The sequence below is a fragment of the Exobacillus caeni genome (genome assembly GCF_005747095.1).
In the GTDB taxonomy this organism is placed as follows: Bacteria; Bacillota; Bacilli; order Bacillales; family Guptibacillaceae; genus Exobacillus; species Exobacillus caeni.
This window is the reverse complement of the sequence record NZ_SWLG01000003.1, coordinates 102,221-118,654: the sequence shown is the minus strand read 5'-3', so window position 1 is coordinate 118,654 and position 16,434 is coordinate 102,221. Positions and strand designations below refer to the sequence as shown.

Sequence of the window (16,434 nt, the reverse complement as noted above, 5' to 3'; positions counted from 1 at the left end):
AAGGCCTAATCAAAACAAGACCTCAGCTCGGTTTCAAACTTCCTAAATCCGATTATACTCTACATAGGTTCGGTGCCAGGCACCGCAAAAAGACAACTGTCCATTTATGGTGCCTGGCACCACATGATGGCACCAACATCAATTATAAGGAGTCGAAGAGCAATTATGAATTCATGGGTTAAGTTTTCGCTGAAGAACGCTGGGGTTATTATCATTGGTATGATTATGGTGATTGTTGGCGGGATTTATTCCGCTTCAAGCATGAAGATGGAGGAAATGCCGAATGTTGATATCCCTTATATGTATGTGGAGGTCGCCTATCCCGGGGCAACACCTGAGCAATCGCTTGAAGATGTTGGCAAGCCACTAGAACAGGGTTTGTCCTCTCTTGATCAACTGAACAACTTATACATCGAAGCACATAACAACTACGCGTTTGCGATCATGGAATTTGATATGAAAAAGTCGATGGAAGAAGCAGAAAAGGATGTAAACAGCAAACTCGCTGCCATCGACCTTCCAGAAGGTGCCGAAAAGCCGGAGGTGTTTAAAGACGGTCCTTCTGCTGCACCGATCTACTCTTTCGCCGTTTCCGGAGATGAGCAGCAGTCAAACCTACAACAGTATGTCAATGAAGAAATCAAACCGTTATTTTCATCTATCGAAGGAATCGCTTCGGTCGATGTACGTGGCTCTTCAGAGAAAAAGCTATTCATTAAGCTAGATCCAGAGAAACTTCAAGAAAAGAACCTCACCATGGATACCATCAAACAGACACTGATGGCTAACAACATTTCCATTCCTGCCGGCGAGATAACACTCAACGAAAAAACGATGAATATTGAAGCGAGCCACCAAATCCAATCTGTCGAACAATTAAAGGATACTAACATTAGTGCAATGTCCTCCCAGGGGAAATTGCAAACCGTTAAATTAAGTGAAATAGCTGATATTTCGTATGAGGTTGGTAACGAAAAAGTCCTTACTCGCTATAACGATAAACCAGCTGTACTTGTGGAAGTAAAAGCCCAGCCAGGTTCCAACGCTGTCAACATCGTAAAAGAAATCAAATCAGAACTGGATAACTTTCCGTTAAATTCAGATTATGAGCTTTCAAATCTTTACGACAGCTCAGTTCAGGTTAAAAAATCAGTAGACAGCATGCTACGTGAAGTATTGCTTGGAACTCTTTTCGCAGTCATCGTTACTTTTGCGTTTTTAAGAAATATCCGCTCGACACTCGTAGCTGTTCTATCGATACCGTTATCGATCTTCGCCTCGTTGATGACGATGCAATGGCTCGGCTATAGTTTGAACATGATGACTCTGGCAGGCATCGCTGTAGCAGTAGGACGTGTGATCGATGACTCGATCGTAGTTATAGAAAATGTGTACCGCCGAACTCTAACAAGCAAAATTCGAAACAGCAATTTAATTTTAGAAGCGACAAAAGAGGTCGGAAATGCGATTACCTCATCCACCTTAACAACAATGGCCGTCTTCCTTCCACTGTCCTTTGTACCCGGGATCGTCGGAAAGTTCTTTGCCCCGTTCGGCATAACCGTTGTTATCGCACTTGCCTTTTCACTAATTGTTGCTGTTACGGTGGTTCCGTTATTGGCAAAGCTGTTCTTCCCTGGCATCAAGCATCATGAAGCGAAGGAAAATTTTCTGCAAAGAAGCTATCGCACTCTCCTTTCCTGGTCATTGAATCACAAAATTGTCATTATGCTGCTCGCACTGTTAGTTTTCGGAGGCTCTCTTGCCCTTATCCCGGCGATACCAAAGAATTTCCTTCCGTCAGAAAAAGCGGTCTCCTATCAGCTTAGCACATCGATGCCAGTTGGAACTTCAGTCGAAAAAGCGAATAACACCGCTAAAAAAATTGAATCCATTTTAAAAGATGAAAATGAAGTGAAAGACTACCGTACAATCGTTACCGGTGAAAACGTCAGCTTCCAGATAACGCTGGATGAAGAGGCTACTAAAGAAGCAGTAAAAGATTTTGAGAAAAGTATCGAAGACCAAACTACAGAACTAGGAAAAGGAATCGAATCAGCTCTTACTCCGATCGGTGTTACCGGGACAGGCGGATTCATGGTCGTTGTTAATGGTGGAAAAGGCGAATTAGAAAAAGGCGCGAACCAAATTGTAAAAGAAGTGGAAAAGGTGGATGGATTAACAAATATCCAAACAAACCTCACTGCGGTTAAGCCACAACTTTCCCTTGATATCGATGATCAAAAAGCAGCAGAAAAAGGGTTGACCCCTGCCATGGTAGCGGCTCAAGTCAGGGAACTAATCGCCGGAAACAGCATCATGGAAGTTGCGATCGATGATAGAACAACCGAGGTGAACCTTGGACTTAAAGTAGATGATCTCGATTCGATCAGTGAGATTGAAAAACAGGAAATCGCTACACCGACTGGTGAAAAAATTAAGCTTTCAGATGTAGCAACCTTAACAGAAGAACCTGGCCCAACTGCCATCAATCGTCTTAACCAGAAGGAATACGTCCAGATCACTGCAAGGATGACTTCCGATAACCAATCCGGCATCCAGGCAGATGTTGAAAAAAGGCTAAGCAAGCTAGATCTTCCTGAAGGGGTAACCTACAGCTTTGAAGGTTCGGCAAAAGCGATGAACGAAGGATTTCGCAACATGTTGATCGCGATGGCTGTTGCCGTTGCACTTGTCTTCATCGTTATGATGATCGCGTTCGGTGAACTGATCGCACCACTAGCCATCCTGTTCTCATTGCCGTTCATTTTCACAGGAGGATTGCTTGGACTTTATATAACAAACGGCACACTTGGCATGCCTGCACTGGTAGGATTCCTGATGCTGATCGGTATCGTTGTAACTAACGCGATCGTCCTCGTTGACCGTATTTTGCAAAACCAAAAAGAAGGTATGAGAATCAGTGAGGCAATAATCGAAGCAGGTTCAACAAGAATTCGACCGATCCTCATGACCGCGCTCGCTACGATCGGTGCATTAACGCCATTAGCCCTTTCCAGTGACGGAGGAATTATTTCTAAAGCACTTGCAATCGTCGTAATTTCAGGCTTGTTGACTTCAACATTGTTGACGCTGGTTATCGTCCCTGTTGCTTATAAAATTCTCTACGCAATGAGAGAGTTCTCTAGAAGGAAAGGCAAAAAAAGGGAAGAAAAGCTTCAAATAGAAAAATCGGCATAAAATAATGAAGAAACAGCTGCCCTGCTTTAAATTTTGGGGCAGCTGTTTTTAATAGAGTGTCTGTTTTAAGTATTCTACACGGCTGATGCGATGTGTTTCGCAAATAGCTCTAACTTTTCCGGGCTGTTTATATCCTCTTCAAAAAGTGGTACTTCATACAAATTTTGCTCAGAAAATGTTTTTCGCAAAACCTCCAAATAATGCTGTTCAATTTCTCGCCTTTTCGCTAAGAAACTTCCATCCGCATCATCTGGCAAAACTTTGTTTATGATTAGATCCTTTACGTAAATATCATTCTTTTTAAGAAATTCAATCGCTTTTTCGGTCTCAAGGATCGGCAGCCTCTCAGGATTCAGCACAAAAAGGAAACCTGTGTTTTCCTGGTCTAATATTATTTTTCGAACGGCTGCGAATCTCTGCCTTCTTTCCTGGAGAACGTTGAATATTGGGTCTTCAACCGGTTCTCCGTCGTTTAAAAGCTGAGTATAATTTTCGTTTGTTTTCTTCCGGCGTTCCAGCATGCCATCGATCCACACACCCATCAATTCCGGAAGTGTCAGCAGTCTGACAGTATGGCCAGTTGGTGCAGTATCAAACACGATAAGATCGAACCTTTCGCCTTCTTCAAGAATCAGAGAAACCATTTTATCAAACAGCGCAGCTTCCTCTGCTCCGGGGGATGCGGAAGCTGTATCGATTTGTTTATAGACCTCTTCTGCCATCTGCGGCTTTACAAGCCCTTTAAGGTTCTCTTTAATCGACTGAATGTAGGTGTTCACTTCCAATTCGGGATCTATTTCAAGCGCCCATAATGCCCCGTTGAGCTTCGTGATGACCCCTCCTACTTTTTCATGAAAAATATCACCAAGGTTATGAGCAGGATCTGTGGAAACAAGCAAGGTTTTCTTGCCTGACTCTGCCGCAGCAAACGCCATCGCAGCAGCGGAAGTAGACTTTCCAACCCCGCCTTTCCCCCCTACAAATAAGATATCTTTTTCAAACAATTTCTTCAAAGAAAATCCACCCTTTCGTTAACAACAGCGGATTCCATCGATCGGCGACTTTTCCATACCCATTCTCAGATGCCAATCGTGGAACTTTTCAATCATATAGGGATAAAGCTCAAGTGTGTAATAGTAAACAGGATTAGGAATACCAAGCATTTCAGAGAACAAGAGGAGCAAGAAGAGATCATCTTCATCTCGAAGCTCTCTCGCAATCTCATTCTTGTGCTGCAGGCTGATCACCTGATCATACCACTCCACCAGCTTTTTAAAAGACAGCTTTTTAGGATCCATCGTGAACCACTCCCTCCATGACCGCATTAAAGACTTCTTCAATGTTACTATCGGTACAATTGCTAATGAATCTGCCGTTTAAGAAAACAGCTCCCCGATTGTTCTTAAAGACCAGATTAGAAAGGGCTTTCGAAACTGAAATCTGACCATTTTTCACATAATGAACAAAGTAAAGGACGATAGCGAAAAAATTACGGGGATCAAGTAATGTGACCTCTATCTCCCCATTGCTCTCTGCTTTTAGGCTGCGATATAACCGGCCGATTTCTTCTCGTTCCTGCCGATTCTCCTTAAACACATCCTTTGCACTGATGAACCCGTCATCAGAAAGTCCTCCGCATCAACCGTTACCGATATCTGGAAGAGCTCTTAAAATCATTACTTCCCGCTTCATCTTCTCCTCCTCCTTTACTTTATCGATAAATGGGCCAACCAAAACTCATCTCAAACGCAGGCTAAGCGGAATGGTCCTGATCAAAATCGAAATCGTTCGGACGTTTACTAAACATTAAGATAGCCTCGAGTAATATCCAAAAAGCAAAAACAAGTATAATCGCCCCGAAGGTGAACAGTAACAGATTTCCATCCGTTCCTGCAAAGACGTTCCATTCAAAGACAACCTGATTGATCATTGCCCACAGTGTCATAAAGAGCAAAAACACCATCGGGATTAGGGTAACAAAGTAGTTTCGGCCTTTTCCTTTCAACCAGATTGTGATCAGCATCAACGTAATTCCTGCCAGGAGTTGGTTTGAAGTTCCAAACAATGGCCAGAGAAGGTAACCGCCTGAACCAAACCCTTTTGGCCCCTGTGGCAGCAATACGAGTGCAGCACTTGATATAACAGCGATCGAAGTAGCTACATGTTTTTTTGCAAGAACAGGCATTTTATATTCCATTCCAAGCTCTGCAATGATATAACGCATAAGGCGAACGGATGTATCGAGCGTTGTGGCTGCAAAGCTGACAACGATAACTGAAACGATGGTCGCCGCGATATCCGCCGGAATAAATAATCCGGTTGCAAGCTGGCTCGCTCCTTTAATAAAGGCACCAAGCCCATTGTTAGATGCATCAACAAAGCTTGAATAAACAGCGGTAAATTCAGAGGTCGTACCAAAAAACGTTACAACAGCAATTATTGCAACAAGTGCAAGGGCACCCTCACCGACTGCTCCAAGATAGCCAACGAATCGGGCATCAGTCTCGTTGTTAAGCTGTTTGGAAGAAGTCCCGGAAGATACTAATCCATGGAAACCAGAAATTGCTCCACAGGCAATGGTGATGAATAACAATGGGAACCAGGAAACATCAGCTGAAGTATTCGTTGCTGGCGCAGTAACTTCCGGGCTTAAGAAAATCAAGCCAAGATATAGAATCGCAAGACCAACAACAAGCTGATGGGAGTTAATATAGTCACGAGGCTGTAATAGTTTCCATACCGGTAACGTCGAGGCAATATAAACATATGCCATCAAAACGACGATCCAGACAAAGAATGCCATCGAAACTCCGTTTAACCCGAATGCTACTTCATTTTCCGCACCGCCAAAGTACCTGACAAGATCGATCTGCAAGGCAGGAACCCGGCTCGCAACGACAGCGCTAAGGTACATTACCGCAAGTGCGATAAGAGATGGGATCAACATGTTTCCTTTTCTTTTATAAACGGAATAACCGATCCAAACTGCCAGAGGAATTTGGATGAATACGGAAAGTACACTGGCAGGAAAATCGATGAAAAGCTTAGAAATTACCCATGCAAACACCGCATTAACCATCAGAACTAAAATTAAAATGATGAATAAAAACAGGATCTTCGCTCGTTTTCCAATCAGTTTGTTCGCAAGTGTTCCTATCGATTGTCCCCTGTTCCTTACTGACAGAACAAGTGAACCAAAGTCATGGACACCCGCAGCGAAAACAGTACCTAACACAACCCACAAAAACGCCGGAAGCCATCCCCAGTACACTGCGATCGCAGGACCGACAATCGGAGCTGCACCTGCCACCGACGTGAAGTGGTGCCCCCACAATATGAACTTATTCGTCGGAACATAATCGACCCCATCCTGATACTTATGTGCCGGTGTTTCATAATCAGGATCTAACCGGTAAATCTTTTGTGCAACAAACTTTGAATAATAACGATAACCAAGTGTAAAGATTAAAATCCCCACTACAGCAAGCCAAATACCACTCATTGTAATCCTCCCTTTTTATTCTATTTCCTTTATCGTATTGAATCATGAAAACGATGTCAAATAATTCAGAATAGAGTCTAAAATTATTGTAGAAGGTACCTTTAGGGTGCCAGGCACCATCCGTGGACACTTGTCCATTTATGGTGCCTGGCACCAATCTTTCGTTGATAGCCTCCATAAATTCCTCTATTATAAAAGGAACATATTAATCAGAACACAAAAGGGGCGGTTTAATGCACAACTACCAGAATGAATCCGATGGTATATTCCCTTCCGTCTGCTCTCTCGATTGTCCAGACCAATGCGGACTGCTTGTACATAAACAAGAAGGAAAAATCATAAAAGTCGAAGGGGACCCAAATCATCCTGTTACAAAAGGGGCTATTTGCAACAAAGTACGGAATATGACTCATCGAATCTATGAATCCAGAAGACTAAAGTATCCCTTAAAAAGAGTCGGGCCTAAAGGAGAAGGGAAATTCAAACGTATCAGCTGGGAAGAAGCAATCAAAACAATCACCACTCGGTGGGAAGACCTTATTGCCACATCAGGACCTGAGAGTATTCTTCCTTATAGCTTCTACGGCAATATGGGAAGAATCAACTCTGAAGGAATGGACCGTCGATTTTTTAACCGTCTTGGCGCCAGCAGGCTCGAGCGGACGATTTGCTCGTCTGCAGGTAGTGAAGGAATCCGCTATACGATGGGTGGCGGGTTTGGAACAGATCCAGAGGACACGATTCATTCAAAACTCATCATCTTCTGGGGCATTAACGCGGTTAGCACGAACATGCATCAGGTAGCCCTCGCCCAAAAAGCTCGAAAAGAAAACGGTGCAAAGATCGTTGTGATCGATGTTCATAAAAATCAGACCGGACGTTTAGCAGATTGGTTTATTCCTATTAAACCAGGGACCGATGCTGCGCTCGCCCTTGCGATCATGAATATTTTGTTTCAAGAAAATTTGATCGACCAGGAATTCTTGAATCAATACACTGTAGGATATAAAGATCTCAGGAAACACGTTGAGCAATATGACCCAGTCTCTGTTGCGGCTATCACAGGAGTGCCAGCTGAAGATATATACCAGTTAGCTAGAATGTATGGCACTACTTCTCCTTCTTTTATAAGAATCGGAAACGGAATCCAACATCATGATAATGGAGGAATGTGCATTAGAACGATCTCTTGCCTCCCTGCTTTGACAGGACAATGGCAGGTAAGAGGCGGCGGAGCGATTAAAGGAAATTCCGGATACCTTTCATTTAACAAAGCGGCGCTTCAAAGACCTGATCTACTAAAGGGCACACCACGTTCCGTAAACATGAACCTTTTAGGCCGAGCTTTATTAGGTGAAGAACCACCGATCAATTCTCTCTATGTATACAACAGCAATCCGGCCATCGTTGCACCTGATTCAAATAAAGTCCGAGAAGGATTAGCTCGAGAAGACCTGTTTACTGTAGTTCATGATCTTTTCTTAACAGAAACTGCTGCCTATGCGGACATTGTTCTTCCAGCAACATCGTCTTTTGAAAACAAAGATTTTTACACATCTTACTGGCACCATTACGTTCAAATCCAGGTGCCTGTTATTGAAAACTACTATGAAAGCAAATCTAATACAGAAGTATTTCGTTTATTGGCCACTGGATTAGGTTTTGATGATGCGGCCTTTCAGGATACTGAAGAAGAGATGATTAATCAGGCTCTGGACTTTCAATCAAACGTTTGTTTAACCGATATAACCTATGAATCTCTCAAAGATAACCAGTACATGAAAGCGAATCGGAGAACAGTATTGGATCATCTCACTACACCTAGCGGAAAGATTGAGCTTTATTCCGAGCAAATGAAAAAAGACGGCTATCCGCCTCTACCAACTTATATCCCTTGTAAAGATGATGAAGAGTTTCCGTTTTTATTTGTACCGGGACCGAATCACAATTTCTTGAATTCTACTTTTTCACATCAGGAAAAACATCAGAAGTTGGAAAAGGATTTTAGGCTTTATATGAATGAAGAGGACGCGCTAGAAAAGGGAATAAAAGACGGAGATAAAGTACGAATCTGGAATAACCTGGGTGATTGTGAATTAACCGTCTCGGTTGGGGAAAAGGTTCTTCCGGGAGTGCTTGTAACTCAAGGCCTGTGGGCAGATGATACTTCCGATAAAAAGTGGCTGATCAATACACTTACGCCTGATCGGATTGCAGATATGGGAGGCGGCGCGACATTCTTTTCTGGGAAAATAGATGTTACAAAAATATAAACAACCCTTTACTAACAAAAAACATCTTTCGTCTTAAACTTAAAACTACAATCAGTAGACAAAAAGAGAAAGGAGTGTTGATCAAACGTTTGATCAACACTCTTTTTTAAGATGGTTCAGTACCATGTCTCGGGAAAAACATAGACTAGTAACACCTTTTTTCGATGTATCTGTGCAAGAGCAAAGCAACAATCAGTGTATGGAATTCCGACTTTAGTTTTCTTCGCTCCACTGTATGTTGCCCTTAATTCGATTTAAGTTTCTACTAACTCTCGAAACTAGTAAATGCAGTTCTTCGTTCTTTGGAGCAGAGAAATCATCTCCCTTTCCTTTGTTGACGGTTATACTATGGTTAATAATCTTTAAGCAGGTATTAATTAATGCAAGGTCTGTTTTAATTCCTTCCTTATTAAAGATATCTATTTCCTCATTCTCATCCAATATAATTCCCCCACTGTATAGTTTGGGTAACCCCGTAGCCTCCTCTCAACCTTTATCGCTGCTTCCATATCAAATAACTTAAGCTTATGTACCAACACAAATGCTTTCTGTTTTTCTATAGTTTCTGCCACAAATTCGATGTTAGAAAGCATTTTCAAATCAGATATGTATAATTCCATTGTCTGTAAAGCCAGTTCCTCATTTTTATTCTCTTCATCATAAAATAACATCATTAAAACTTCGACCGCACTTTTGACCCGGCTCTTCTTCATTTACTACCTCCCAAATTTGTAATTTTCTATCACTTCTATTTTAATTTACTAATAAATGGTAATCAATAGTGATGAAGAAGTTGCCAATAATCTTTTAACACACAGGTTACTTTTTGATCCAAATCTGTACACTCTGACTCTAGTAAGTTTAGATTTTATAGCAAGTTTTTGTATGTTTTGTAAATCACTAAGGGAATTATTATTCTTGTAACTTTCACATATAAGAACACATGGCTTAAACAAACGTTTATTTAAGCCATGTGTTCTTATATTTCAAACTATTTTTTAGTATCTTATTTTAACTATATACCCTCTCAGTGTGTTCAAAGCGTTGAGCGATATATTCTGGATAACCGTCTCCTTTTGTATAACTGTTAGTATCCAACGGTATAAGCCCGGCAGCTAACGAATCTCCTATTGCTACATACTTTACTTCCTCTTTTTTTCAGACAGATTTCTACGGACAGAGCTGCAATCCTTCAAGCGACACCTATGAAGCATTATGAAATTAAATAACCAGTCTTTACTTAATCAAACGTTTGTTTAACTCTAAATATAACGAAACTTCTCAGGTTTACTTCCCTATTCCTCTACCAATACTATTACTAGAGGTGATGGATGTGCATTTGTTCGATACCGTTCATATTGGAATAGATAAATTGATGCATTTTTCGCTGTTTACGATTGTTTCTTTTACTTTAGGTATGTTCGCGCTTGTAGTACCACCATCCGAAAATGGATTGCTACGTTTGGTTACAATTGGCTTTACGTTATCTTTCATAGGGATTGTGGAAGAATACCGGCAATGGTTTTCACCAGACAGAAGTACAGAGTTTTATGATGCGATAGCTAACATAATCGGAATTTCGGCCGGACTAATTACTCCCTTATTGATTTACATATGCATTAAATTGTTCAGCAATAAGAAGAAAAAGAGGGATTTAAAGAACGATAGATATGCAGTATCTCTACTCCTGGCTACTGCTCTTATCATTGCCCCTATCCTTTTAGGACTGAATTTTATTACCGAATATTCACCATCGGCCAAAGGTGGGGAGACTGAGAAAAGTAATGAACAACTGACCATTCCTGATCACTAATAATAATGAAGTCTAGATGCTCCATACTTCAAAAAGGAAAAACCAAGAAGGCTTCCCCTTTCTTTTATTATCGCATTTAAAATAAGCAATAACTGTTGTTGAAACATCCTATCCTTTATGGTTATCCAGAGGAATTTTTAAGCAACTTTTGTCTACCTGTTGTTCAAATCTTAATCGGAAAAGTCCCTCTCGCATATTTTTGGACTTTTTAGAGGCAAAAAATATGTGGAAGCATCACCATTATTAAAACTGAGCTGCTGGAACAGCTCAGTTTTAATAAATGTTTTGAATATGATTGAAAAGATACTAACTTTCTCTCTAAGAAAATTCTTTTTCCCGTTTTGTTGAAGCTGTTTCCGAAGCTTTTTCCCTTCTTTTCTTCAGAGCAACAAGAGTAATCATTTCAAATGCGACTGCAGAAGCTAAAGCAGCCGTAATTTCTCCATGATCATATGCCGGTAGCACTTCTACTAAATCAAAGCCGACCATGTTGAGCCCATCTAATCCACGAACATATTCGAGCGCTTCATAACTCGTTGGTCCGGCTACCTCTGGAGTTCCTGTACCAGGAGCATATGCGGGATCTACAAAGTCTATATCAAACGTAACGAATACCGGACGATCACCTGAAACACGGCCATGAATACGGCGGAGGACTTCTTCCTGGCCGATTTTACGTACTTCTTTCATAGGGATAACTTCAAACCCTAAATCACGTGCATCCTCAATATCTTCCGGGCCATATAACGGTCCTCGCATGCCAACTTGAATAGAATGCTCGACATCGATTAATCCTTCTTCTACTGCTCTTCTAAAAGGGGTTCCATGCATATACTTCTCGCCATAGTAGTTATCCCATGTGTCTCCATGAGAATCAAAATGTACAAGAGAGATAGGACCGTACTTTTTATAAAATGCACGAAGGTTTCCGAGTGAGATGGAATGATCCCCTCCCATAATAATCGGTGTAACATCTTTTTCTAAAATAGGATTTAATCCTTCGACCATATTGTCATAGGTCCTATGGATATTACCAGGCACAACGTCTATATCACCATAGTCAACACCTGAACAATAATCAAAAATGTTAATCTCCTGGTCCGGATTGTAAGGACGGAGCAGGACAGAGAATTCCCGGATATGCTGCGGACCGTAACGTGTTCCGACGCGATTCGAAGCTGCAGTGTCAAACGGAACTCCTACCACTACAAAATCCACATTATCAGTCGTACGAATGTTTTCCAGTCTCATAAACGTTCTTACACCAGTGAATCGAGGTGATTTTGATGAATCTTTCGGTTGATACATTTTATCACTCCTAAATTTGTTTGGGCAAAAAGGGTTTTTATAGACTGATAGAATTGCCCTCAAGCTATGATCTAACAATATTTGTTTGTGTTTATATATTCGCCTTCAATATCCCTGCTTTTTATTCGGCCACTTCAGCGACCACTTCTTCAATAACTTTCAGGGCATAATCTAGTTGTTCGTCCGTGATGGTGGAACAAAAAAGATTGAAAAAGACGCAAAGGATGTCCTTCACGCCAATGGAAGTTAAAAGAAAAACAGGTGCGCCATCACTACGATAATTGGTAATGTTATGATCGTACGTTGTAAGAAGATAATTGCCAGCTCTAAAAAGTTTAATGGAATCTTGGACTTCAAGAGCAGGATGCCTACTTCAGACATGTATATCAATTGTGTCAATGAGATACCAGCAATTACAAACCGTGTCAGTTCACTTTCGATCGATTTCCCGACAACAGCTGGCAAGAACATATCGGCAAAGCCGACAAGCATCGCTGGTGCAGCCGCTTTTGCTTCTGGAAGCTGAAGCAGCTCAAGAATCGGAACGAGTGGATATGCTAGATAGTCAAACACAGGCGTGAACTCTGCGAGCACGAGCGCAAAGGTTCCAAGTGCCATAACAAGGGGAATCAATCCAAACCAGATATCAAGTACATTTTGAAGTCCGCTCAAAACAACTTTTTTAGCACTTTTCACTTTACTCGCTGTTCCAACAGCTAATTCAAAAGCCCATTGGGAACGGGAAACTCCTTCTGGAACGTCTTCAGAAATCTGCTTTCCTACTGGTTCATAATAGGTTTCTTTTTTCCTGGATAACGGAGGGATGCGCGGGCAAATTATCGCCGCGATAAGCCCAGACACAACTACAGTTAAGTAAAATGGTACAAACAAATGATCAAGGCCGATGAAGCTAATCACAACGAGGCTAAACGCGATTGACGCTACGGAAAAGTTTGTCGCAATAACTGCTGCTTCCCGCTTTGAATAAAACCCTTCTTCATATTGCTTTGTTGTGATTAATACACCGACTGTTCCGCTACCCATCCAGGAAGCAATAGCATCGATGGAAGAACGTCCTGGAAGCTTAAACAATGGACGCATAATTTTCCGGACAACTGTTCCTATGTACTCCATCAAACCGAAATTTAACAGCAACGGCATTAACAAGCCCGCAAAAAGGAACCATGTTGTCAGCACAGGAACAAGCGAGAACAAGACTGTTCCACCCGTTATTTCAGACCAAATAAACTCAGGCCCCAACTTGTTCAACGTCATAATCGCAAAAATCGATCCAAGCACCCTCATCGTGATCCAGAATCCGCTTACATTAAATAATTCATTAAAAAATTTTGAACGTACGACCCAATCAGGTTTAACAATACTCCCGACCAATGAAAGAACTACAGATAAAACTAATATTGCAGTCATAAACTGTGGTAAATACGGATCAAAGACTGCCTGCAAACTTTCAGCGAGAATTCCGACCCCTATCGTCCATTTTCCACCGTAAGGAATAGGCACCAGGAATAAAAATAGTCCTAACAACGATGGGATAATGAATTTTAACTTGTCACCAAGTGAATACGGATTGGACTGTACTGAGGACTCTTGTTCAACCATCACATTTCTTTCAGCACTCAATAACCATTCATCCTTTCTTTGTGATCGTGGATAAACACGAATAAATTTCTTTCACAAATTTTAAATGCAAGTCCTATGCCAAGTTTTATTTTATTCCGTATTCTTTAAATTTTCTGACTACTGAAGGTTGGCTGATGCCTAAGTGTTTGGCAACCTCTGTTGTGGTTTTATAAGTTTGTTTCGCATCATTGAGAACTCGTTTTTCTACTTGCTTCAAGATTGCTTTCAGGGGTTGCTGACCAGACTGAAACGAGGCGAGTTCATTTTTCCCCTTAACATAACCATCGGGCAAGTCCTCGATTGAAATGATGGGAGAAGAAGATGTTACAATAAGGCGTTCCATAAGATTCATTAACTCACGGACATTTCCCTTCCATTCGTTATTTAACAATTGCTGCATCACCGCTTCATCTAATTCTCGCTCACGATTATGTTTTTTCGAAAAAACATCAAGAAAATGTTTAATTAAAAGCACGATATCCGCTGATCGCTTACGAAGCGGAGGTATTGTAATCGGAATAACATTCAAACGATAGAAAAGGTCTTCTCGGAATCTTTTCTCTTCCACCAGCTTTTCAAGCGGTTGATTTGTTGCTGATATTAGACGAAAATCAACTTTTTTTACCTTCGTTCCTCCTACACGGTAGAAAGATTTTTCCTGGATAAACTTTAATACTTTTACCTGGTGTTCCAGTGGTAGTTCCCCAATCTCGTCAAGAAATAATGTACCTCCTTCTGCTAGTTCAACGAGTCCTATTTTCCCTTGGGATTTTGCACCAGAGAAGGATCCGCTTTCATATCCGAAGAATTCCGCTTCGAACAATGATTGAGGAATCGCTCCGCAGTTCACTTCGATAAACGGCTCGTTCTTTCGTGGACTGTTATTATGTATATACTTGGCCAACTGCGTTTTTCCCACCCCTGACTCTCCTAGCAAAAGAACGTTCACATCTACTTCAGCTACCTGGTTTGCAACCATGAGGCTTTTCTTCATCTCTCTATCCTTTGCGATAATTCCTTCATTATTAAAGTTCTGATCACGTAATAGCTTTAATTCATTTTTAACCCTATCCATCTCATCCTGCATCTCTAAAAAGTAACTTTTCATCTTCATCAATTCCGTAATATCGTGAGAATAGCTTACTACTCGCCAAAGCTTTCCATCCTTATCAAGCACAGGCACACCTGTAACTAGAAGTTTTTTACCTTCACGAGTAGATTGGACAATCGTCTGCTTCTTTTTTTCCTTTAAAACAAGTGGCGTGATGATTGGTGTAAATACTCCTTCCTGTTCCAGATCATAAACGGATCGTCCAATAAGGTCATCCGGATGAACTCCATAAATGCTGCTAGTTGTATCAGTAACCTTTAAAATAGTACCATCTAAATTTGTGACAAGAATATCATCTTTAAGGGAATGCAAAACAGCTTCATTTTCATCAAAATTTTTTTGTGTTTTTTTCATTTAAGAAATAATCTCCTTTCTATTTTTTCTTTCACTATTCATTTTTGAATAAAATTTAAAACTTTTATCAACATTTGTCGTTCACAGCAGTGCAAGCTGTCGACTATTCATTTCTGAATATTATTTATTTTTAAATATACATAAAATAGTCTCATTGAACAAAGGTAAAATTATACAAAAAGGTGCCAGGCACCGCTCGTGGACAGTTGTCCATTTGCGGTGCCTGGCACCTTTTTGTGTTAAGTATTTTGATAAACCACAGAGTCTGAAGCCCGATTTAATAAAACGCCTGAAAAGGAGGCTAAGATTTGTTGAAACAACATCCCAACAATCACCGGAACCGCCACTTGAGCAGGGAAATAAGTAACTGCAATCACTGCTCCTACGCTGATGTTCCTCATTCCGCTGTTATAGGTTAAAGAAATGATTGTTTCCCAGTTTTCTTTCAGCAATTTACCTGTAGCAAAGCCGATTATATAGGAAAGAACTGCAAGAGAAAGCACGATTCCAGTAATTAACAATAGTTTCGTGTCAATAGCTTTAAAGTAAGGAGCTATAGCTGAGCTGTTAATTCCAACCACAAGACCTACGCCAATCTTCGAAAACGGTGATAATATCGGCTCAATTGTTTCCACTACTTTTCCCTTTGTCACCTGGTTCATAGCCATTCCCAACAACGATGGGAACACGATCATCCATAACAGGCCTTCCGTAATATCCCACAGATTCATTTCTATTGCCTGTCCGACAAAAATTTTAAGAATGTACGGTACAATGAAAGGCGCTATAAGCGTATCGATAAGAATAATAGAAAGAGTCAGTGCAACATTACCTCTATAAATGGAAACCCATATCAAAGAAGTAATACCCGTTGGAATTAAAAAAGAAAGAACCAGGCCAGTCGTCGTATAGAAATCCCCTGGAAACACAAGGTGGCCTACTCCCAGGGCTATCGTCGGCATAATGAGATGAAGAACAAGCAAACATGCAATCAATGGCAAAGGATAAGTAATCACGTTTTTCAAGCACTTAAAATTAGAACCAAGGCTTCCCGAAAATGTCATGAATGCAAATATCCATGGAACTAGAAAAACATACGAGTTTAGCCATTCAGAAAACAATATCCCCAGTACAACAGACATCGGGGTCATAAACGGCATAAACTTTTGCAAACTCTTATTTATCTTGTAAAGCATGAATTCTAGCTCCCCAGTTATATAAAATAAAAAAC

13 protein-coding genes are annotated in these 16,434 nt (G+C 40.9%); 3 read left to right on the top strand and 10 right to left on the bottom strand.

The window, feature by feature from the left end; translation table 11 throughout:
• Nucleotides 1-165 precede the first annotated feature (165 nt).
• Nucleotides 166-3,201, top strand: a complete 3,036-nt coding sequence (locus FCL54_RS04745) for an efflux RND transporter permease subunit (RefSeq protein WP_138123743.1) — start codon at nucleotides 166-168, stop codon at nucleotides 3,199-3,201.
• Nucleotides 3,202-3,275: 74 nt separating this feature from the next.
• Here the strand turns inward: FCL54_RS04745 and FCL54_RS04740 are convergent, their stop codons facing one another.
• From FCL54_RS04740 to FCL54_RS04725, 4 genes are all read right to left on the bottom strand, one after another.
• The gene (locus FCL54_RS04740) at nucleotides 3,276-4,214 is read right to left on the bottom strand and encodes an ArsA family ATPase (protein WP_138123741.1); all 939 of its coding nucleotides are present in this window, start codon (nucleotides 4,212-4,214) and stop codon (nucleotides 3,276-3,278) included.
• Nucleotides 4,215-4,232: 18 nt separating this feature from the next.
• On the bottom strand, nucleotides 4,233-4,499 hold the full coding sequence (locus FCL54_RS04735; protein ID WP_138123739.1) for a cory-CC-star protein: 267 nt from the start codon (nucleotides 4,497-4,499) through the stop codon (nucleotides 4,233-4,235).
• Nucleotides 4,489-4,797, bottom strand: coding sequence for a hypothetical protein (locus FCL54_RS04730; RefSeq protein ID WP_138123737.1), 309 nt, complete (start codon nucleotides 4,795-4,797; stop codon nucleotides 4,489-4,491). Before FCL54_RS04730 ends, FCL54_RS04735 begins: the two co-directional genes overlap by 11 nt.
• A 157-nt stretch (nucleotides 4,798-4,954) precedes the next feature.
• Nucleotides 4,955-6,703 carry a carbon starvation CstA family protein gene (locus FCL54_RS04725; RefSeq protein ID WP_138123735.1) on the bottom strand — a complete coding sequence of 583 codons (1,749 nt, stop codon included), beginning with the start codon at nucleotides 6,701-6,703 and terminating at the stop codon, nucleotides 4,955-4,957.
• A gap of 233 nt (nucleotides 6,704-6,936) precedes the next feature.
• On the opposite strand from FCL54_RS04725, the gene FCL54_RS04720 reads away from it, so the two are divergent.
• Nucleotides 6,937-8,976, top strand: a complete 2,040-nt coding sequence (locus tag FCL54_RS04720) for a molybdopterin-dependent oxidoreductase (RefSeq protein ID WP_138123733.1) — start codon at nucleotides 6,937-6,939, stop codon at nucleotides 8,974-8,976.
• Nucleotides 8,977-9,189: 213 nt separating this feature from the next.
• On the opposite strand, the gene FCL54_RS04715 is transcribed toward FCL54_RS04720, so the two are convergent.
• Entirely contained in the window at nucleotides 9,190-9,417 is a 228-nt protein-coding gene (locus FCL54_RS04715; RefSeq protein WP_138123731.1) for a phosphoglycerate mutase, read from the bottom strand.
• Nucleotides 9,396-9,689, bottom strand: coding sequence for a hypothetical protein (locus FCL54_RS04710; protein ID WP_138123729.1), 294 nt, complete (start codon nucleotides 9,687-9,689; stop codon nucleotides 9,396-9,398). The genes FCL54_RS04715 and FCL54_RS04710 overlap by 22 nt, the downstream gene beginning before the upstream one ends.
• Before the next feature lie 620 nt (nucleotides 9,690-10,309).
• Here FCL54_RS04710 and FCL54_RS04705 point away from each other — a divergent pair.
• Nucleotides 10,310-10,789: a VanZ family protein gene (locus FCL54_RS04705; protein ID WP_138123727.1), complete on the top strand. Its 480-nt coding sequence runs from the start codon at nucleotides 10,310-10,312 to the stop codon at nucleotides 10,787-10,789.
• A 318-nt stretch (nucleotides 10,790-11,107) separates the two neighbouring features.
• On the opposite strand, the gene speB is transcribed toward FCL54_RS04705, so the two are convergent.
• The 4 genes from speB to FCL54_RS04685 form a co-directional block, all read right to left on the bottom strand.
• Nucleotides 11,108-12,097: an agmatinase gene (speB, locus tag FCL54_RS04700; protein WP_138123725.1), complete on the bottom strand. Its 990-nt coding sequence runs from the start codon at nucleotides 12,095-12,097 to the stop codon at nucleotides 11,108-11,110.
• A gap of 246 nt (nucleotides 12,098-12,343) precedes the next feature.
• Nucleotides 12,344-13,717, bottom strand: a complete 1,374-nt coding sequence (locus FCL54_RS04695; protein ID WP_138123993.1) for a YjiH family protein — start codon at nucleotides 13,715-13,717, stop codon at nucleotides 12,344-12,346.
• A 106-nt stretch (nucleotides 13,718-13,823) separates the two neighbouring features.
• Nucleotides 13,824-15,203, bottom strand: coding sequence for a sigma-54 interaction domain-containing protein (locus tag FCL54_RS04690; RefSeq protein WP_138123723.1), 1,380 nt, complete (start codon nucleotides 15,201-15,203; stop codon nucleotides 13,824-13,826).
• A gap of 239 nt (nucleotides 15,204-15,442) precedes the next feature.
• Entirely contained in the window at nucleotides 15,443-16,399 is a 957-nt protein-coding gene (locus FCL54_RS04685) for a bile acid:sodium symporter family protein (RefSeq protein ID WP_138123721.1), read from the bottom strand.
• Between the last annotated feature and the right edge of the window lie 35 nt (nucleotides 16,400-16,434).